Source organism: Cytobacillus stercorigallinarum (genome assembly GCF_014836495.1).
Classification (GTDB): domain Bacteria; phylum Bacillota; class Bacilli; order Bacillales; family Cytobacillaceae; genus Cytobacillus; species Cytobacillus stercorigallinarum.
The window spans coordinates 172908-193348 of sequence record NZ_JACSQT010000007.1; the positions used below are offsets into that span (position 1 = coordinate 172908).

At 37.4% G+C, this 20441-nt stretch carries 21 protein-coding genes; 6 read left to right on the forward strand and 15 right to left on the reverse strand.

Annotated elements, in window-relative coordinates; all coding sequences use genetic code 11:
* Positions 1-49: 49 nt before the first annotated feature.
* From H9655_RS15000 to H9655_RS15015, 4 genes are all read left to right on the forward strand, one after another.
* Positions 50-607, forward strand: a complete 558-nt coding sequence (locus H9655_RS15000; RefSeq protein ID WP_191815408.1) for a copper resistance CopC family protein — start codon at positions 50-52, stop codon at positions 605-607.
* Positions 608-610: 3 nt separating this feature from the next.
* Positions 611-1711 carry a copper resistance D family protein gene (locus H9655_RS15005; RefSeq protein ID WP_191815410.1) on the forward strand — a complete coding sequence of 367 codons (1101 nt, stop codon included), beginning with the start codon at positions 611-613 and terminating at the stop codon, positions 1709-1711.
* Between the two features lie 283 nt (positions 1712-1994).
* On the forward strand, positions 1995-2279 hold the full coding sequence (locus H9655_RS15010) for an autorepressor SdpR family transcription factor (protein WP_191815413.1): 285 nt from the start codon (positions 1995-1997) through the stop codon (positions 2277-2279).
* Positions 2260-2898, forward strand: a complete 639-nt coding sequence (locus tag H9655_RS15015; protein ID WP_191815415.1) for an SdpI family protein — start codon at positions 2260-2262, stop codon at positions 2896-2898. The genes H9655_RS15010 and H9655_RS15015 overlap by 20 nt, the downstream gene beginning before the upstream one ends.
* 287 nt (positions 2899-3185) lie before the next feature.
* On the opposite strand, the gene H9655_RS15020 is transcribed toward H9655_RS15015, so the two are convergent.
* Positions 3186-3782: a TetR/AcrR family transcriptional regulator gene (locus tag H9655_RS15020; RefSeq protein ID WP_191815417.1), complete on the reverse strand. Its 597-nt coding sequence runs from the start codon at positions 3780-3782 to the stop codon at positions 3186-3188.
* Between the two features lie 161 nt (positions 3783-3943).
* Between H9655_RS15020 and H9655_RS15025 the strand changes: the two genes are divergently transcribed.
* Entirely contained in the window at positions 3944-4696 is a 753-nt protein-coding gene (locus tag H9655_RS15025; RefSeq protein WP_191815419.1) for an SDR family NAD(P)-dependent oxidoreductase, read from the forward strand.
* Between the two features lie 145 nt (positions 4697-4841).
* On the opposite strand, the gene H9655_RS15030 is transcribed toward H9655_RS15025, so the two are convergent.
* The gene (locus H9655_RS15030; RefSeq protein ID WP_191815421.1) at positions 4842-5264 is read right to left on the reverse strand and encodes a cytidine deaminase; all 423 of its coding nucleotides are present in this window, start codon (positions 5262-5264) and stop codon (positions 4842-4844) included.
* A gap of 96 nt (positions 5265-5360) precedes the next feature.
* Here H9655_RS15030 and H9655_RS15035 point away from each other — a divergent pair, with 96 nt between their 5' ends.
* Positions 5361-5882, forward strand: coding sequence for a P-loop NTPase family protein (locus H9655_RS15035; RefSeq protein ID WP_191815423.1), 522 nt, complete (start codon positions 5361-5363; stop codon positions 5880-5882).
* Positions 5883-5935: 53 nt separating this feature from the next.
* On the opposite strand, the gene H9655_RS15040 is transcribed toward H9655_RS15035, so the two are convergent.
* The 13 genes from H9655_RS15040 to H9655_RS15100 form a co-directional block, all read right to left on the reverse strand.
* Positions 5936-7339 carry an amidase gene (locus H9655_RS15040; RefSeq protein ID WP_191815425.1) on the reverse strand — a complete coding sequence of 468 codons (1404 nt, stop codon included), beginning with the start codon at positions 7337-7339 and terminating at the stop codon, positions 5936-5938.
* 17 nt (positions 7340-7356) lie between these two features.
* On the reverse strand, positions 7357-8190 hold the full coding sequence (locus H9655_RS15045) for an ATP-binding cassette domain-containing protein (protein ID WP_191815426.1): 834 nt from the start codon (positions 8188-8190) through the stop codon (positions 7357-7359).
* Positions 8180-9214, reverse strand: a complete 1035-nt coding sequence (locus H9655_RS15050; protein WP_191815428.1) for an ABC transporter ATP-binding protein — start codon at positions 9212-9214, stop codon at positions 8180-8182. The genes H9655_RS15045 and H9655_RS15050 overlap by 11 nt, the downstream gene beginning before the upstream one ends.
* A 27-nt stretch (positions 9215-9241) precedes the next feature.
* A complete protein-coding gene (locus tag H9655_RS15055; protein ID WP_191815430.1) occupies positions 9242-10135 on the reverse strand; it encodes an ABC transporter permease in 894 nt (297 codons plus the stop codon).
* A gap of 6 nt (positions 10136-10141) precedes the next feature.
* The gene (locus tag H9655_RS15060) at positions 10142-11110 is read right to left on the reverse strand and encodes an ABC transporter permease (RefSeq protein WP_191815431.1); all 969 of its coding nucleotides are present in this window, start codon (positions 11108-11110) and stop codon (positions 10142-10144) included.
* 22 nt (positions 11111-11132) lie between these two features.
* The gene (locus H9655_RS15065) at positions 11133-12737 is read right to left on the reverse strand and encodes an ABC transporter substrate-binding protein (protein WP_191815434.1); all 1605 of its coding nucleotides are present in this window, start codon (positions 12735-12737) and stop codon (positions 11133-11135) included.
* Positions 12738-13183: 446 nt separating this feature from the next.
* Positions 13184-13423 (reverse strand): hypothetical protein, encoded by a 240-nt coding sequence (locus H9655_RS15070; protein ID WP_191815436.1) that lies wholly within the window; start codon positions 13421-13423, stop codon positions 13184-13186.
* Between the two features lie 324 nt (positions 13424-13747).
* The gene (locus tag H9655_RS15075) at positions 13748-14071 is read right to left on the reverse strand and encodes a nucleoside triphosphate pyrophosphohydrolase (RefSeq protein ID WP_191815438.1); all 324 of its coding nucleotides are present in this window, start codon (positions 14069-14071) and stop codon (positions 13748-13750) included.
* 186 nt (positions 14072-14257) lie between these two features.
* Positions 14258-14788, reverse strand: a complete 531-nt coding sequence (locus tag H9655_RS15080) for a competence protein ComK (RefSeq protein WP_191815440.1) — start codon at positions 14786-14788, stop codon at positions 14258-14260.
* 147 nt (positions 14789-14935) lie between these two features.
* Complete coding sequence (locus tag H9655_RS15085) at positions 14936-15979, reverse strand: DNA sulfur modification protein DndB (RefSeq protein ID WP_191815442.1); 1044 nt, start codon at positions 15977-15979, stop codon at positions 14936-14938.
* Positions 15979-17058, reverse strand: coding sequence for a DNA sulfur modification protein DndB (locus tag H9655_RS15090; protein ID WP_191815444.1), 1080 nt, complete (start codon positions 17056-17058; stop codon positions 15979-15981). Before H9655_RS15090 ends, H9655_RS15085 begins: the two co-directional genes overlap by 1 nt.
* 568 nt (positions 17059-17626) lie before the next feature.
* Complete coding sequence (gudD, locus tag H9655_RS15095; protein WP_191815445.1) at positions 17627-18985, reverse strand: glucarate dehydratase; 1359 nt, start codon at positions 18983-18985, stop codon at positions 17627-17629.
* Positions 18986-19003: 18 nt separating this feature from the next.
* Positions 19004-20359: an MFS transporter gene (locus H9655_RS15100; protein ID WP_191815447.1), complete on the reverse strand. Its 1356-nt coding sequence runs from the start codon at positions 20357-20359 to the stop codon at positions 19004-19006.
* Positions 20360-20441: the final 82 nt, after the last annotated feature.

Below are 20441 nucleotides of genomic sequence, written 5' to 3' on the forward strand. Positions count from 1 at the left end.
TTTCCCAATTTAGTACGCTAATTACGAAAATAGTTTTGGAGGTTATGAGATGAAAAAATTATCTATGCTACTGTTCGTAGTGACAATTTTATTTATTAGCACAAACACTGCTTTCGCACATACTCATTTAGACAGTTCAAACCCTGAAGATGGTGCGACTGTTACGGAATCAATAGATACGATTCAATTATATTTTGATACCGTTATTGAAGATAACGCTTCTTTGCAAATTGAAAATAGTGAAGGGGAAGTGGTCGAAGCGAGTGACATCACTGTTAATGAAGATGAGTTAATCGCTACTTTCTCCGAACCGATCGCTAATGGTAATTATACGGTAAGCTGGGAAATCATCGGAGTAGATGGTCATATTATGCAAGAATCTTATGGTTTTGCAGTCAATGTACCTGAAGAAGAGGTAGAAGAAGATACAGAGGAAATTGCTCCATATACAGAAAATGAGGAGCCAACTGTCGAAGAAGACGAGACAACACCATCCAACAACGCAGCGGATGAAACAGAATCAAACTCAAACGGATTATTGATTGGTATCATTCTTGTTGCCATTGTTGCGATTATTGCCATTTTCTTATTAAAAAGGAAAAAATAATCGATGTTTTTTATAACCATTTTGAGTGAGGCACTTCTCTATTTATGTTTTGCTCTCCTTGCAGGCACCTTTATTTTACGATGGGTGCCTGCAAATGCTAAGCCACCTGTAAATGTATCCATATCAATACAATTAGTGGCAACAATGGGGATTGCCTTATTATCTTTCATTCCCTTAATACAATTAGTTACACATCTCGCTAAAATGGATGGTCTGGGTTCGGCAATTGAAAATATATTACTCAGTTTCCGCGTAGGGAATGCATGGCTTTTCACATTCATCATTTGTATCGTCCTGGCCTTTTACATTACCCTTTTTGGTGAGGATAGAAGAAAAGTTTCCATTATTGGAGAAATGTTTCTTCTCTTCCTTCTTACCATCGGTGTCGCCTGGTCAAGTCACGCTGGCAGTATGCAAGGCGTTTATGGTATAGGAATCCATGCCATTCATTTGATTGCCGTTTCTGCTTGGGCAGGAGTATTACTCGTCGTATCCTGGTTTTCTCGGCAAATAACTAGTTGGGTGCATTTTCTAAAGTGGTTCCATCCAACAGCCATTATCTGCTTTTTACTAATTGTTTTAAGTGGTATTCTTCTAACGAATGTGACGACTGCTGAAACAGATTATCAAGATGCATTATTGGTCTCATATGGTCAAGGTCTATTGCTCAAACAGCTTTTTGTTATTCCTTTAACTTTATTCGCTTTGATCAATGGGTTTTGGATGAAACACCGCCTAAAAAGAGAGCCTTCGTTCAACACGAAACCATGGGTTCGCGCAGAATTTCTTATCATAACCATTATCTTTATCCTTACAGGTATGTTTAATGAGCAGTCTCCCCCAATGAACATCGACAATCTCATTGTTCATAGTGGCTATGCACCGATATTAGATTTGTTCTATCAAGGAACACTTGAAGGAATGAAAGTTTCATTCCTTTTCAATGAAGCTAGCATTATATTCGGTATCATTGCCCTCAGCTGCCTTGGTGGCAGTTTAATCCTCTTTAAAATGAAACAACATGTTGCACTTTCGTTTTTAGCTTCTGTTTTATTTGTATTAATGGCATACTTCGCAATGATACAAAGCATCGTCGTTAATTAACACTGCAACTATCTGTAACACGAAAAAATGTTGGTTTAACATGAACATTTTTTCGTGTTTTTTTAACCGTTTCTTTCAATACTATATCGTTTAAGGGATTACCAACGATTGCCCCCTTTTACATCAATGATCTATACATTCAATATTAGTTGACGAATATTCCTAAACTAAAAGCCCAACCCAAACCTATTTAGAAATTTTTCGAAACAGATAGTGATTTTTTACATATCATGTTATATAATCTATTTAGAGATATTTCTAAATAGATTATAGAGGTGTTATCGTGGGGTTTCCAGAAACATTTAAAGCTCTTTCAGACCCTGTACGCAGAGAGATTCTTGTCTTACTGAAAGATAAAAAGCTATCTGCCGGTGAGATTGGAAAGCATTTCGAAATGACAGGAGCAACCATTTCTTATCACTTATCACAGCTAAAAAAGGCAGACCTTATACTTGAAAGCAAGTATAAAAACTTTATTTACTACGAATTGAATATTTCCGTATTTGAAGAAATCATGCTGTGGTTTACACAATTTGGAGGGAAAGAAAATGACAAAAAAAATGAATAAGACACTTGTGATTACGACGTTGCTTTGTTTACTCCCTATTATTCCTGGCTTGATTGTATATCCTGATTTACCTGATCAAATCGCTATCCATTGGAATACAGCAGGTGAAGCTGATAATTTTGCCCATAAAGCCATTGCTGTGTGGGGGTTGCCTTTATTAATGGCCACCATTCACTTATTTACTATTCTTATGACTAATAATGACCCAAAGAAAGAAAATACCGCTAAAGCATTTAAGCAATTAATCATATGGTTAATTCCAATTATGACGCTTATCATCGTACCCCTCACCTTATTCAAAGCACTTGGCTATGACATCCGCATTGAAACGATTGCGCCTATACTGGTAGGACTCATTATTATCATTTGTGGTAATTATATGCCAAAAACCAAGCAAAACTTCACGGTAGGAATCAAGTTACCATGGACACTGACAAGTGAGGAGAATTGGAATAAGACTCACCGATTAGCTGGGTATTTATGGATTATTGGTGGTCTTGGTATTATTCTCACTGGGTTTATCAACTTTTCTCCGGTTGTCATCATGATTATTTTAATTGTGATGATTGTCATCATACCGACTGTTTACTCTTTTGTACTTTATAAAAAAGGGGAATAAGCAAAACCAAAGCCTTCTCTAAAGAGTAAGGCTTTGGTTTATTTTATTTCAAAGCTGATGGATATTCGAACAAATTCACAGCAAATACTATTGGACAAACGAAGGAAATAAGAGACAAAAGTTCCTCATCTTAACCTATCAACAATCTGATCCAAATATAATTGCTTGAGATGGTGGATCAATTGGCTATTCGTTTCATAGTTGTTGTTAAGAAGATTATTCTCTAATAGCTAATGAATTGGCATTAAGTTTGATTAGTTATTATTATTATCCCTAATTCTGAATTTTTAAGTACCGTTTTCTGTTTTTATATAAAACGGTCCCTTCGCCGCAATCAATGTCAATTCCTCTGCAAGCTTTTGTGATGAAATAGGAAATTCCTCTTCTAGCCACCATACGATGGATCCAATCGTACCGCTTAAAATATGAACTTCCCTTACTTTTCTCTCTGATGCGCTTAAGGCAGGGGTTTGTGTGACCGTACCAAAACCTTGATTAGTAAATTTAATCATCCATTCTCTTAAAGCTACTGTAAATAATGGCAAACGATGCTCAACTAATAAGCAATGATAAAGGACTTGCTCGCTTTTAATGTATTCTAATAATTGCACTAAACCTGGATAAGGCTCTTGAAGTGATTTATGTTCCGGAAGAGAAGGGACACTATTTACGAGTTCCGACCATTGTTGGAAAAGGCGATGAACGTAATAGTTAACAAAAGCTTGTAAATCGGCAAAATGTAAATAAAAGGTCGTGCGGTTAATTTTCGCAGCTTCCGTCAACCTCTTTATATTGATCTGTTCGATGGGATCTGATTGTAATAAACCCTCAAACCCTTCGCACAACAAATCAAAAGTTTGTAGCACCCTTGGGTCTTTTGTCACGAAATCACCCTCCTCAACACATACTTTATTTATGTCTATCTTCTTAGAAAATAAGGTTTCTTTGTACCTAACATCATCTCAAATAGTTTATCATTTAAATAGACAAGGTGTCTAACACTGAACTTGTCGACCAATTTTATTACGCAAAAGGGGATGTTTGTATGAGTAAGAAAACAGCGGTTATTACTGGTGCAGGTGGAGGAATCGGACGCGCTTCTGCGATGAAATTAGCAGAAGATGGGTTCAACTTAGTTATCGTTGACTTCAATGAAACAATTGCCAATGAAACACTCGATTTAGTAAAAGAAAAAGGGGCGGAAGCCATTTTCGTTAAAGCAGATGTATCCAATGCGGATGATGTTAATCATTATGTTCAAAAAGCAGTTGATACTTTCGGCACGATTGATGTATTTTTCAATAACGCTGGGGTTGTACAAAAATTCTCGATGTTCACTGATATCGAAGAAGCCGAATTCGACCGAGTGATGAATATTAATACTAAAGGGGTATTCCTTGGAATGAAAGCGGTTTTAAAAGTAATGGAACAACAAGGCCATGGACATATCATCAATACCGCCTCTACTGCAGGCGTACGTTCTGAGCATAGTGCGGCAGCATACTCTGCTAGTAAACATGCTGTAGTCGGTTTAACAAAAGGGGCTGCACTCGAATATGTGTCAAAAGGGATCCGTGTAAACGCCATCTGCCCAGGTGGCGTAGCCACTCCGCTAACAAAAGGGGTGGAAGAACAAATGAAAACAACTGGTTATGTACCTGCTGAAATCAGTGTGATGCGTATGGGTAGATATTCTGAACCTCAAGAAATCGCAAACGTGGTAAGCTTCTTAGCTTCTGATGCATCAAGCTACATGACTGGGACAACAGTGATGGTTGATGGTGGTTTGACACTATAATTTTTCACAATAAACCACACCTTTGCATAAAATCAATTTTAAATATGATTTTATGGAGGGGGTGGTTTTATTACTACTTGTAAGCGAAAAATGGTTCATTTGTTTATATTCATATCATAAAATATAATCAATACCACTTTCAGCTTTATCCATTAAACTTCTCGATTTCCTCAACTGGATAAGCATTTGTCCAATGATATGGTTGTAGTTCTCCAAGAGGAACAAACTTAAGTTTTTCTTCTTTTGTCGTTACGCCTACTTTCATTTCATGTCCCCAATAGCGTAAACGTTCTTGGCAAATCCCACATGGTGAAAGGACTTTGAAAGGGCTGTCCTCATTATCACGGACTACACATAAACAATGAGTTACATTTACATTCAATTTGTGGGCTTCACAAATAGCGCCAACTTCAATACACAATTCTGTACTCGCATTAAACGTTTCCGGGGCCACGCTAATTAGATAGCGGTCATCCCCTGTATGAATCACAGCAGCCCCGCCCCACCCTTTAGGATATCTCTCTTCAATAAATGCGATGGCTCGACTGTACATTTCCTCTTCTATCATTCTCTTCCCTCCTATTGACAGTTACTTTCATTTTAAAGGAAAATGAAGCTCTATGCGTAGCATTAATATTATTTTTATTGAAGAGGAGCGTGTCGGATGAAAAAAATTATGGTTATTGGTATATCTGCAGGCGTTGGCAAGTCCACCTTTGCTAGGAAACTCGGCGAGAAGCTACAAATAAATGTCCATCACCTTGATACCTTATACTGGCTACCAAATTGGCAAGCATCGTCAGAAGAGCGATTCATTCACCTTCAACAAGACATAGCAAAGCAACCTGTATGGATTATTGAAGGTAATTACACCGGTACCTTCTCTATCAGAACAGCAGAAGCAGATACAATCATTTATTTAGAACTTCCCCTCCTCACCTGTCTCTACCGGATAGTAAAGCGCCGTATTCAATTTCATAAAAAATCTAGACCTGATATGACTAATGGCTGCCAAGAGAAAATAGACTGGGCCTTCATAAAATTTGTTGTATCAACCTATTATAGAAGGAAGAAAAAAATGTATGAACGGTTTCGGACATTAAAAAAAGAAAAGCCTGAGTTAAAAGTAGTCATACTTAGAAATAACGGGGAGATGGAGGCGTATTTAGCAAATAAATCACTCTAGAGTTTATTACCCTCTAGAGTGATCACACACGTATTTACCTTTGTAACTTTGCTTTAGATTGTTTTTTCTACTTGAAATACTTCATTTTTCTCTAAATACGCGACCCAATTTTCTGATTGTTCATATACTTCACCAATGGCTAATACTTTCCCTTCCTCGTAAGCCCTCCCCATGATTTGAAATCCAATAGGCAGTCTTTCTGATGTAAAACCACAAGGAATAGTTAATATAGGTAACCCTAATAGATTGCCTAACGGTGTTTTTCCTAGACGAAAAATATTATTCACTGATTGTTCGGGACCGACACTTCCAATATCAAAAGGTGGAATGACATTCGTTGGTGAAAAAAAGACATCGATATGTTCTTCTATCATTTTAAACCTGATATGTTGTTGGAATGCTTGCTGATACTGTTTAGCCTGTATATACTCACTCGCCAATACACCCTTTCCAGCTTGCAAGCGGAATTGTACGTCCTCTCCATAGAGATGTGGTTTATCCAAAAACATAGATTCATGGAAAGCATACGCTTCTGCTTTGAAAATCATTTTTTGCGCTTCTATTGCTTCTGATATACCGACAATATCTACCTCAATTATTTCTGCACCGAGGCTTTCGAGTTTAGCTAATGCCTGATGAATATGCATAGCTATCTCTTCATCCATACCTTCAAAGAAATACTCTTTGCAAACTGCAACTTTTATACCTTTTAAATCCCCCAGTCTTGTACTAAGGTCCACCTGTTTTAACTTTTCGGCATCCGCACAAACTCTTAGGAGCGTACGACTATCCGCTACCGTTCTTGTCATCGGCCCAATATGGTCCAGACTTTTACTCAAAGGTGTACATCCAGCAGTACTTATTAAATCATATGTTGGCTTTAAACCAACTACACCACATAGAGCAGCAGGTAAGCGAATGGATCCGCCTGTATCTGTTCCCACAGCACCAAATGCCATTCCTGCTGCAACAGCCACCGCAGATCCCCCACTTGATCCGCCTGGAATTTTCATTATATTCCAAGGGTTTCTCGAAGGGCCATAATGAGGGTTTTCCGTTGTCGCTCCCATGGCGAATTCATGGAGATTTGTCTTCCCTATAATAATCGCACCTGCTTTTTTCAATAGCGTCACTATTTCCGCATCGTGATGGGAAACGAATTTTTCAAAGATTTTAGAACCGGAAGTGGTGACACTCCCCTTCGTTTCAAATATATCCTTAATGGCAATTGGTACCCCATGAAGCGGACCTCTAATATTACCTTCCTTTAACTCCTTTTCCAATACTGCCGCTTGTGTTAGTGCCTCCTCACTCATTAATGTGATATACGCATTTAATACTGAATCAACAGATTTAATCCGCTCAAGTAATTGCTTCGTAAGTTCTACGGGTGTAATCTCCTGATTCCTTAACATTTTTGAAACAGTCTCAATATCTTTGAAAAAAACATTTTCCATTCAGGATCCCCTCCATTTTATATAGCAGATTGTTTGCGATAGTATTCTCCTAAATCCCCATCTAATGTAAGAATGGAACTTAATAGTTTTTGTGTTACTTCATGTTTAGGTTTTCTAAACAATTCAATTGTTGGGGCGGTTTCGATTAGTTCTCCCTTTGAGAGCACAGCTACTTTGTCACAAAAATAAGCCACTAAGTCTAAATTATGCGCAATAAAGAGATACGTTAATTGAAATTCCTTCTGCAAATCAATTAATAGATTAATAATTTGGGCTTTGACCGATACATCCAAAGCCGAGACTGGTTCATCTAACACGAGGAATTTCGGTTTCACAATCAATGCTCTAGCAATGCCTGCGCGCTGTCTCTGGCCACCGGATAATTCATGTGGATATCGATGATAAAAATCCGCTCTCAACCCTACCACATCAAGCATTTCAATTACCTTATTATATTGATACCCTGCATCACTATTTGAATGAAACTTGTTTAATGGATGAAGGATTTGTTCACCAATTGTTTTCCTTGGGTTAAAAGCTGAACCAGAATCTTGAAAAATGATTTGCATCTCACTTCTTAACTTATCCATTTCTCCCTTTTTCATTGACAGAATGGACTTGCCTTCATATTGAATATCACCAGCCGTTGCTTCTATTAACCGCAATACCATACGCCCTATCGTGGTCTTTCCAGATCCCGACTCGCCAATTAATCCAAACGTTTCACCTTTCTTGATGGAAAAGCTCACATTGTTTACAGCAAGCATTTCTTTTCGTGGTACAAACAATGACCCCTTGTTACCATAAACCTTTGTTAAACCTTGCACATCTAATAATGACTCATTTTGCATAGGATTCTCTCCTTTCAGTCAATAAACAACGAACTAGATGATTCAAGTCAGGTGAGTGAACTTTCTTTAGTTCTGGTAATTTCGATCGACAAATATCTTTCGCCATATGACAACGGTTTGCAAATCGACAACCACTGCTTAAATTCATTAAATTTGGTGGCTCCCCTTTTATTTGAAACAATGGCTTCTTTCCAACACCATCTAGGAAAATCCAATCTAAATCGGGTATACAATTGAGCAAACTATTTGTATAAGGATGTTGCGGGTTATAAATGACTTCACTTGTCTTCCCCTGTTCAACAATTTGGCCAGCATACATTACCGCTACACTTTCGGCTATTCTAGCAACAACACCGAAATCATGTGTAATAATAAGAATAGCTGTTCCTAAGTCACGATTAATTTTTTTAAATAGCTCAAGTACTTGCAATTGTACAGAGGGATCCAAAGCAGAAGTCGGTTCATCTGCAATAATAAGATCAGGATCACAGGCGAGAGACATGGCAATAACTACCCTCTGTCTCAATCCCCCACTTAATTGATGCGGATACGATTGAAAAACTCTCTTTGCTTCATCAATCCCCATCTCCTCTAATAAATATAGGGCTTTTTCTATCGCCTCTCTCTTAGATAAATTGGTTTTATCTAAAATAATTTCGATAATCTGTTTACCTACACGATAAGAAGGATCTAGAGAAGTCATTGCATTCTGAGCAACGAGGGAGATTTTTTTTCCTCTAATCTGTTGCATCTCCTTTTCCCCAATGTCCAAAATACTTTTCCCTTCCACTTCAATTTCACCTGCATAGCTATCTAGTAAATTCTTCGTAATCATTTGCAAGATGGAATGGATCGTCATCGATTTTCCCGACCCTGACTCTCCCACAATTGCCATGATATCTCCCTTATCAATCGATAGATTAATATGATCAAGTACTGTCATCGAACCTTCTGGTGTATGAATCTTCGTCATTAAATTGGTTACATTTAGAAATGCTTCCTTCTTTCTTACCGCCTGAATCATTTCGCCACCACATCCTTCACTTGATTATTATGCGACCATTGCCTTTTTAGCGTTCACTTTCTCCTTTTTCACCTTTGATCTTTCATATGGATCGAGAGCGTTTCTTAATCCATCGCCAATCATACTGAAGGCGAACGAAAGAATTAAAATCGCGATTCCTGGAAAGAAAGTGACAAACGGATGACCTAGCATTAATAAATCACTGCCATCACTAGCCATTCTGCCCCAATCTGCTTCAGGTGGCTGAACCCCAAGCCCAATAAAGCTGAGACCAGCTACTGTCACAATCGTGACACCAGCAAGTGTAGTACTATAGACAATCAGTGATGGCAAGACATTCGGTAAGATTTGTTTAAACATTATTTCTATACGGCCTACCCCAAAAGCTTTCGCTGCTTCAATGTATTCCTTTTGACTTTCTTGAAGGGTATCAGTATAAACAACGCGAGTCATATAAGGAATTCTGACAATAATCATCGCAATAATGACATTGAGTAAGCCCGGTCCTAAAATCGCAGCAATAGCTATCGCTAACAACACGGCAGGAAAAGCGAAGAAAACATCCATTATACGCATAATGATATTGCCAACAACCCCTTGATAAAACCCTGCAATAATCCCTAACCCAATACTTATCACTGCTGCCATTACTACAGGGACAACTGCTGAAATTAATGACGTTTGTGTCCCAAAAATAATCCTACTTAGAATATCTCGTCCTTGTTGATCTGTACCCAATAGGTGACCATCTGTACCAGGTGGCATGAGTCTAATACTCCCCTCAGCCACCTCATTCGGATGATAAGGCGCTAGTATAGGCGCAAATAAAGCGACTAAGAAAGCAAATATTATAATAACTGCACCAACCGTAGCTACTTTATCAGTAAAAAAAGCGCTACAGGCTATCTTCCATCCCTTCATTTATTATCACCCCGCATTTGATTTAATTGAATCCTGTAACTTCGGACTGAGCCATACATTCAAGAGATCAACAATGAGATTAACGATGACAAACGTAATGGCAATCAATAATATTCCTGCTTGAATGGTTGGATAATCATTGGATGTCACAGCAACATATAACGCTTGCCCAATACCTGGCCAATTAAAAACAACTTCGCTAAAGAGTGCGCCTCCCATTAAGTAACCCACTTGCATACCAGAAATATTAATGATCGGGGGCAAAGAATTTCTTAACACATGTACAATGTTGATCTTCGACTTCGACAATCCGAACGATTGAAAATACTTTACATAATCTTTTTGTAATGTATCGATAATCGTGCTTCTTGTCAGTCTTGCAATCACCGCTAAAGATACAGTAGCTGTTGCGAATGCTGGTAATATTAAATGATGAAGTAAATCCATCCATCCACCCGGACTTCTCATATTGTACATACCGCTCACCGGAAATAATCCCATTTCTAATGAGAAGAGCCACATAAGCATTAGAGCAATCCAAAACACCGGCATGCTCGCACCAATTAACGCTACACCCATACTTGCTTTATCTAAAATACTCCCCTTACGTAAAGCACTAATAAGTCCAAGAACGACACCAAGTACCACACAAATGAGCAGACTAGCGACAGTGAGAATCATACTATTTAAAAATCGTGGGAGAAGCTCTTCAGTAATCGGTGTATGAAGAGTATGTGAATAGCCTAAATCCCCCTGTAGTAATTGCCCCATCCAGCTCGTATATTGCACAATCATTGATTCATTCAATCCCATCTCCTCTCGTAATGATTCAACCGCTTCTGCTGTCGCATCTCCTCCTAAAATCGACTTTGCAGGATCACCAGGAATTAATTGAATTAATAAAAAGACAAAGATGGTTACGCCTAAAAGCACAGGAATTGTCGATAATATTCGATTGATAAAGAACCTTGTCATTTACTTCCCCTCCCAGCACTTTTTATTGATCAATCCAAACAGGTGCGAGCGTATACCATTCTTCTGATGGAACAACAAAGCCTTTCACTCGCTTATTTACTACATAAGGTGCCGTATCATGGACAATAGGTGCGAAAGCAGCATCTGTCATTATTTTTTCTTCCGCTTTCTTCCACATTTCTAATGCCTCTGCTTCACTTTTTGCCGTAGATGCACGGTCTAATAATTCATCGGTTCCCGCACTTGCATACTTCCCTGAATTAAAACCACCTGGAGCAACAAAGTCCGAATGAGCAACCATCGATAAGAAAAATGGCGATGTTCGCCCTGCAGACATTTGATTCATACCGATGGATGAATCCATGCCATCACTATATCCTGAGAAATAAGTAATCCATTCCTGTGTATCCAATGTGACGTCAATTCCTACTTTTTTCAAATCCCTTTGAATCCATTCAGCAATATCAACAGGCATTAATTGTCCCGAACCATCTACTGAAGTTTGTAATATTATGTTAAACCCATCTTCTAGATCCGCTTTGGCTAATAACTCCTTTGCCTTTTCTGGATCATACTCATACCATTTACGACTCGAATCAAAGTTCACCGATCCAGGAGATTGTATCGTATAGGCAGGAGAAACCGTTCCTTTTAACAACTGATTGGCAATTCCCTCTCGGTCAATTGCATAGTTAATCGCTTGTCTAACCCTTTGGTCTTGCATATATTCATTATCAAAGTTAAAAGTTAAGTACCATACATGTGGAGGTGTGCCAGATAGAATATCAAATCCTTTTTCTTCTAAATTTTCAATCGCATCAGGCGGTGGGACAGCAATGATATCCACTTCATCATTTTGCAGGGCCAATACTCTACTAGCTGGATCAGACATTGGTCTAAAAATAACAGTGTCTAACTTCGCTTTTTCGCCCCAATAATCTTCATTTTTCACTAGCGTAATATTCTCTCCACGATTACGATCACTAAATTTAAATGGACCCGTTCCAACAGGATTTTCCCCGACGCTATCATTGCCACCTGTTATGATTGATTCGGGACTAACAATTTGCAATGAATTAATCTGCGCTAGCATTCTTGGAAATTCTGAAAACGGCGAGTTCAAATGAATATTGAGCGTATATTCATCTACCACTTCACTTTTATCAAAAAACTTCCATGTTCTAAACGTACGACTTGACCCGATTTTATCGAAATATTCAAAATTTTCATTAGTTAGTCTCTTTATATTGAAATCCACAGCCTCTGCATTAAATGGCGTCCCATCATGAAACTTGACACCTTCTCTTAGGTGGAAAGTATACACCTTTCCGTCCTCAGATACTTCCCAACTTTCCGCTAACACTGGAATGAGCTCTGGAACAGCTGCCTCTTCAGATGACTTGCTCAAATCTTCTCCAATTAATGGCTCAAACATTTGGTAGTTAATCCTCATCGTTACCCAACCGCCAGCCCGGTGGGGGTCTAACACATCAGCTTCTGATTCCATACCAATGATTAATTCATTACCATATGTTTTTCCATTGGTTGCTGCACTAGGCATATTGGTACAAGCTGCCAACGTTGTGACTAATAATAGTAGGATAAAATAATGTAATGTATTCTTCATTACTGCTTAAGCCCCCTCTCCTTTAACTTATCCTAATGAATGAAGTAAATATGGCGCGGTCTTCCTTTTTGATTCATTGACTCCTTCCCCTTTCATTTCAAAACGTAATACCGTCAGTTGAAACTCTTTTTTCTTTATGTCCTGCCCCCTTAATATTGCTTAAAATACATATCGCGAATATGTTTTATTAAGACTTTCATTGCTCCTAAACCGCCTTCATTGTCGTTGCAATCAATTCAACTAGTTGCTCCTTTAACAACTTTAAATGATAACGGACTAAAGCATTACTATCTAAAAAAATATCCTTATGAAAATGTAAAAAGTAAGGAATAAGATCAATTAAATAGTCTCAATCTACCATATCGTAGCTAATCACTGGAAAGTGGTTATAATGTTCATCCAGCTGTAAAAATAATGGATAAATACCCACTCCTTCATAAGGAATATTATAAGACAAACTTGCTTTTGGAATGGATTTCAATGCTATTTGAAAATGGTGAAGGACCAGCAAACATATACTTATCTACTGGCAATTTATAATCTTCAATCAACCTTGGTGATTGCTCTACAGATTCATACAATAGTGGAATCACATTGCTCCCTTCAAACTCCGAGGCAATGTGACAAATCTCTTGACCAAGTGGAACAGGACCATCAACCGCCTTCTGCAATTCAATAAACTCCACCTCCAAAATTCCTTGTCTTTAATATGTCGTTAATTATCTTTGTTATAAAAGACAACGTCAATGAACTTGTAAGGAAATGTGACATAAAAACATTAAAAAGAGGTAAAATTCAGATTATTTTCCTATACTAAGGCTTTTTTGAGAGCGTTATCAGATATTTCTTGTGGATACAAAGTCCTTTGTTGGTTGTTTAGAGGATAGATTGTTAGATTTTTTCACATAAAAAAAGCACATGATTTCATGCATCATGTGCTTCTTATTGATTCTTTTGTGGGGACGGGACATTTATTTGTGATAATTTCCGTCTTAAAGATTATAATAAACTTATTCTTGCACATCTATCAAAAGAACCCGCTCCTCAAACCTTCCTCTTTGTTGAGCTTTTATTCTTCTAATCTCATCTAATTCATCAGCTGACATTTGTTGTGCTGCTGATAATGCATATACGACTTCAAGAATATCGGCAAGCTCTTCACCTTGGTCCTTCAAGTGCTCTGCCTGGAGATATTCGTTTACTTCTTCTTTAAGTTTATTTTTAAGTGCTATTGTATATTCAGAGTGAGATAATGTTCTTGTATTGTAGGATTTCCCCAACACTTGGATAATATCAGGAATCTTATCACGTACTAATTTGTTATAAGTGGGCAAATGTAGTCTCCTTTCTATCTATTATAATTGAGATTGACTCACTCTATATTTATAAAAGTTCACTCCATCATCAACGAAACTAGCTTTAGCGCTACTCTTATTGCGAAATCAATATCAAAGACTCCTTCTTTCTATTATTAACGATGCTAGAGTTTGCTCTTCATCATATATGATCAATCTTATTTATTACTCTTCTTTTTCCTCACTAACCTTTTCAGGGAGCTCGATTAAATGGACGCTCGATTGCTTCTTAATTGAATCTTCAATACGCCCGCGCAGAAGAATTGCTTGATTCTTTCTTCCATTTGCTACCTTATAACTAATAGGATGGTAGAAATAATAGCCGCTTGTTAAGATAATTTTTGTCTGTTTTTTGTTATCTGGCTGAATATCAAGAATATGAGCTAAGGAAACAAATGTATTCTCAAGATTTTTTTGTGAAGAAAAGTAGAACCAATACATATCCTTGGCACCGCAAATACGAAAAGGTGGTGTACTTTTTTTATCTAGCTTGTACTTTGCTGCTTGTAAGGCACCTTGATAGGTCATGCCATATTCTTTTAAGCTCTCTTTTACGATTGCAATAGGCGGTTTCGCTACGTTAAAAACCCGATTTCTTCCTTCAATCACCTTTGTATGAATATAGTTATTCTGAACTCTCTCTGCTTTTAATGTAGCTGTGCTTTCGTTTATTATATAATTTGTACATGTCTCCAATTTTATCGCCCTCAATTCTTATTTAGATATTTTCAATTGATTAAATTAAGGGTATACTAACTAGTGTTGGTATACCCAACGATGGAGCGCTCAAGTCCTATGTCTACCCGGACTAACTTGAGTGCTTTTTTGTTTACTCAGAGATCTCTAGGCCTCACCCCCTTGACTTTCCAGCCAATGAATGATTTTCCGGAGAGAAGCGACATCCTTATTAAGAAAGAACATATTTTTTCTCCCTTTGACTGAACCGTTAAAAGTCTCCCAAACTGGATTTCCCTTGCTCCAGTCCACACCTTGTAATGCCTCCATCCGTTTTTTCATGAGCTTCATTCTAGATGAGAAATCTTTATTTTTACAATTCTTATTTGCATATAGTGCAACGGCTAATACGAGTGGAAAATCAGCTAACATTGAATGATGAAAATTCCCAATTTTATGAGGTGGAACCATTGCAAATAAATAATCGAACCACAACCGGATCAATGCTACATATTGATCTTGCGTAAGTTGTAAGTAAATCGACTGCTCGTTTTGGATGTCTATTCTTTCAGTGATGAAAATATGTACAACTTTTCTTAATTGCGTTAGTGAAAGAAAATGCTCATTTGCAGGACGTACAACCATAAGCTTATCCTTGTCAATCCCCGCTTCTTGAAGACCGTTAACCGAATGGACAACACGGTTCGTTAATAAATTTAAACCCTCCCTTGAATCATATTCAATTTTCTTAGATAGTGCGACTTGCTTACCTTTTGTGTTCATATCAATATACAGTTGCCAAGCTTCACTTGATGTCAAACCATTGAATAATTGTATGGGAATCTGTGTTTTTTTGAGCATATTTTGAAGGTCATAACCTAATTTTATTTCTTCTTTATTATCGCTATTTATATATTTATCTACTAAACCCTCTAGCTGACAATACGCTTTCAATCTATGTACACCATCAATCAGGACTAATTTTCTCGGTAGGTAATGTGTAAATTCAGTTGGTTCTGTGGTAGCTACAAGGGGAGGTAAGTAAATTTCTTGCGATGCAATGTTATCAGAAATATACATGCGGATATTCCTCACATACTTTTGACTCGTTTCTCTCAATTTAATTTGTTCTTCTTTGACCATTTGTATTAGCGTTAATAACGGATAAACTACTATTTTATGTTCCTTTACCTTTTCCTGAAAGGCATTCATCACATCTCCTCCTCAATAAGGTTAATCAAATTATGAGCAGTCCTTTTCATATTTCTGGCAGATGAAACATTTTTTAGTTTTTGAATTGAATGGTCATAAACATGACTGACAATTGCATCTTGATGTTTCCAGTTACATTGCAGTTTGTCTAACAATTGAATCGCAGTAAAATAATCAACATCATTCTTGAGTTTTAAACGATTCACACAATAAGCTAGTGCCACTTGGACGCCAGGAAGCCCACAAATATACTTGTTGCGGTTTTCCATACCTTTTGGAAATATTTTCTTCCAAGATAGAAAAAAAGCTTTCGCAACCGCTAACACTTCATCCTCCTTGCAATAGTCACTTGGGTTTCCTTTTTTATTCGCTAGCCTTCCTTCAAATAATGCTATTAAACATTTTCTTATTACGACTAATGTCGTTAATGCTGAGCTATATTTTGTAATCCTTGAAGATTTGATATCAATTTCATATTCTTCCTCTAATTCACAAGCAACCTTCCTTGCCAACATGGCATAAGCATCTCTTTGATCAAACATCACTCGCTTACCAATATTGGCCTCACGTCTTTCTACATTGTAATCTTTAAAAAGTTGCCTCTCACTCTTCGTATCCAAATCAAGATAAATTTGCATCGTAATTGGTAAATGCTCCAAATGATGAATATAAGTATCTATTGGTTTAACAACCTCTACATTTCCATATTCCTCTGCTGACTCCTTCTCCATACGAAGCTGTGTGAATGCACTTAAAATAGCGCCATTTCGATGTTGTCCATCTATAATAGCCATTTTCTCTTTTGGAACTAACATCCAACCATCCTCTGACTCTATTACTGCTTTTCGTGCTGAAAAAATAAAAGGGGAAAAATAAAATGGTTCGTTATTTTTTAATACATGTATGATAAAATCTTTAATTTCTCGCCTTTTACTCATATCCATCTTCCTTTGGACATTTTCATCAACAGTAATAAAGGTATTCATTGTTTTAAAAGGTATTTGTATCATTAAAACTCTTTTACCAAATTGAATAAAATCCTTACCTTTCACTTTTGCTAGGACATCATTACTATGCATGTTGTTCACTCCCAAGACCTTTGTCTTAGTTATTATACATATCTTTCAAAATATTTAAAATATATTTCACCATATTTTTTCTTTTTTCTCTCTTTTTTTTACTCGCTTTCCTTCTAGAAGTTAAACTCCTTTTGTTTTAAACCTTTACTATCTCTAAACTATTGACAAACATATGAATATACTGCATAATTAAATGTTTATAAAAATACTCAAGTGACTATTTGTAAACTTATCATTCTATTGAATATAGTCAAAGAATCTATCAGATCATTCTTGATCATACGAATAAAAAAGGCATTAGTTGAAGTCACTTCAGCTAATGCCTTTTTTAATAATTGAATTTGTTACGATAAAATTCAGCGATTTCCTTTTTTATCTCTATCAATCTTGTTATGCACCTTGGGTCCTTTTATGTATATACACTCAACTTAACTTTTCTTCACATTTTATTCTTTATGTTTCCTTTTATATACAAGTTCCATTAGTTAGATATGAAAATAAGCTTATGCTAAGTGAAAGTTTTTAAAATAAATAACACCAAGACACAATCCTGGTGTTATTTAACCTCTTATCTAACCATACAAGGCTTCCTTGGATGGAACTGCCAATTCGGAATTAAATATTGCATGCTTTTGGCATCGTCTCTGCTGCCAAGTCCGTATGTTTTATATAGTTGATGAGCATCTGCTAGTTTCTCTCTATCTATCTCAATGCCTAAGCCTGGTTTTGTTGGTACATCGATTTTTCCTTCTTTTATTATGAAGGGCTCTTTCGTTAAATGTTGACCTTCTTGCCAAATCCAGTGTGTATCAATAGCTGTTACTTTCCCTGGTGCACTAGCTGCGACATGGGTGAACATCGCCAGCGATATATCAAAGTGATTGTTAGAATGGGAACCCCATGTTAAACCAAAGTCCTTGCATGTTTGGGCGACTCTCACAGAGCCTTGCATCGTCCAAAAATGAGGGTCGGCAAGGGGAATATCAACAGCTTGCAAGCGAATACTATGTGCCATTTGTCTCCAATCTGTAGCAATCATATTGGTTGCCGTTGGTAAGCCTGTTTCTAAACGAAACTCAGCCATAATCTCTCTAGATGAGAAGCCATTTTCAGCTCCACATGGGTCTTCTGCATAGGCTAGAATATGATTCTTTCCTTTACATAATGCGATGGCTTCATTTAAGGACCAAGCGCCATTAGGATCGAGTGTCACTCTAGCATGAGGAAAGCGTTCTTTAATGGCTATGATGGATTCCATCTCTTCTTCGCCATTAAACACGCCGCCTTTAAGTTTAAAGTCTTTAAATCCATATCTTTCGTATGCAGCTTCAGCAAGGGCTACCACCCGTTCTGGTGTGACGGCTTCTTCATGGCGTAACTGAAACCAACGACTGTCATCGCTTGATGGTGATTCATACGGAAGATCTGTTTTGTGTCGGTCACCAATATAGAATAAATAGCCTAATACTTCAACTTGGTCACGCTGCCTACCTTCTCCTAGCAAGTCGGATACTGGTACATTCAGATATTTACCAAGTAAGTCAAGAAACGCCGATTCGATAGCTGTAACTACATGTATGGTTGTGCGTAAATCAAAAGTTTGTTGTCCTCTTCCTGCTGCATCCTTATTAGCAAATGCTTCATTGACCTGTTTAAGCACTTGTTGATAAGCACCAATTGAACTACCCATTATTATCTCCGTTGCAGCTTCTAGCGTTTGCCGAATAGATTCTCCTCCAGGAACCTCACCTACTCCTATTCGTCCTGAATGATCATGTAAAATTAAGATGTTTCGAGTAAAAAAAGGGGCATGAGCGCCACTTAAGTTCAAGAGCATGCTGTCTCTACCTGCAACAGGGATGACCTCCACCTTTGTAATAACGGGCGCTTCTTTAGCTATCACTTTATTTACTATATTTGCTTCCATACGTTTCTCCCTCCCTTATTAAACTTTCTTTAATTCTACTCGCTTAATTTCTCCTACAAGGAATAGATAACTTAATATTGCGACTAATGCACTTGCACCAACAAACAACAATGCCATATTAAAAGATCCAGTTGTGCCAACGATATAGCCGATAATGATTGGAGTTGTAATACCTGCTACGTTACCAAAGGTATTAAACAACCCGCCGCTCACCCCTGACATTTCTTTCGGAGAAGTATCTGCGACCACTGCCCATCCCAGTGCCCCAAATCCTTTTCCAAAAAAGGCAAGAGACATTACAAAAACAACTATCCATTCTGTTGTCACATAGTTAGCAATCACAAGACTCATAGAGAGAAGTAAACCAGTGATAATTGGTATTTTCCTTGCTGCCGTTATCGAGAAGCCTTTCTTCAATAAAAAATCAGAGAATGTTCCTCCCAATATACCCCCGATAAATCCACAGATAGCAGGTAATGAAGCGGCTAAACCTGCCTCTAATATATTCATTCCTCTTTGATCCACTAAATAGACTGGGAACCATGTTAAGAAAAAATATGTCAATGTTGTTATGCAATATTGACCTAGGTAAACACCAAGAAGCATTTTATTGCTTAATAATTGCTTTATATATTGCCAGTTTGGCCCTTGCTTTTTCTCCTCTTGACTGGCCGCATTATCCATATCTACTAATGCGCCACCTTCTTTTATATAATCTAACTCTGCCTGATTAATCTTAGGGTGATCTTTCGGATTATATATCGTTTTTAACCAAACAAAGGCAACAATGATTCCAATGGCCCCCATGAAAAAGAAGACATATTCCCAACCAAAAGTGAAGGTGATATACCCCATGATAGGTGCGAATAGAACGGTAGCAAAGTATTGACCTGAATTGAAGATCGCTGCCGCTGTCCCTCTTTCCGCACTAGGAAACCATGCAGCTACAATCCGACTATTCGCAGGGAAAGATGGTGATTCAGCCAACCCTACAAAAAATCTTAAAGCAAATAAAATAATGACAACTGTTGTGACTGATTGGAATGAACCTATTAATCCTTGTACAAAAGTAAACAAAGACCATAGGAAAATACTCCAAAAATAAACACGCTTAGAGCCAAATTTATCAAGCAACCATCCACCAGGAATTTGCCCTAATACATAAGACCATGCAAAGGCAGAAAATAAATACCCCATCATAACAGAATTGATACCTAAATCACTTGATAACGCTGGACCGGCAATGGATAAAGTAGCACGATCAGCATAGTTGATAACTGTGACAATAAAGATCATTAAAACAATTAACCATCTCGCCTTTGTTTTCTTTCCTGTTGCTGGTGTTATTTGTCTTTCCGATTTAAGGACTGCCATGGTAATCACCCTCTTTTATTTTATTGAATGTAAGCGTAAACAATCTACTGTTTTTTAAAATGATGAGTAGACTACACTGCCC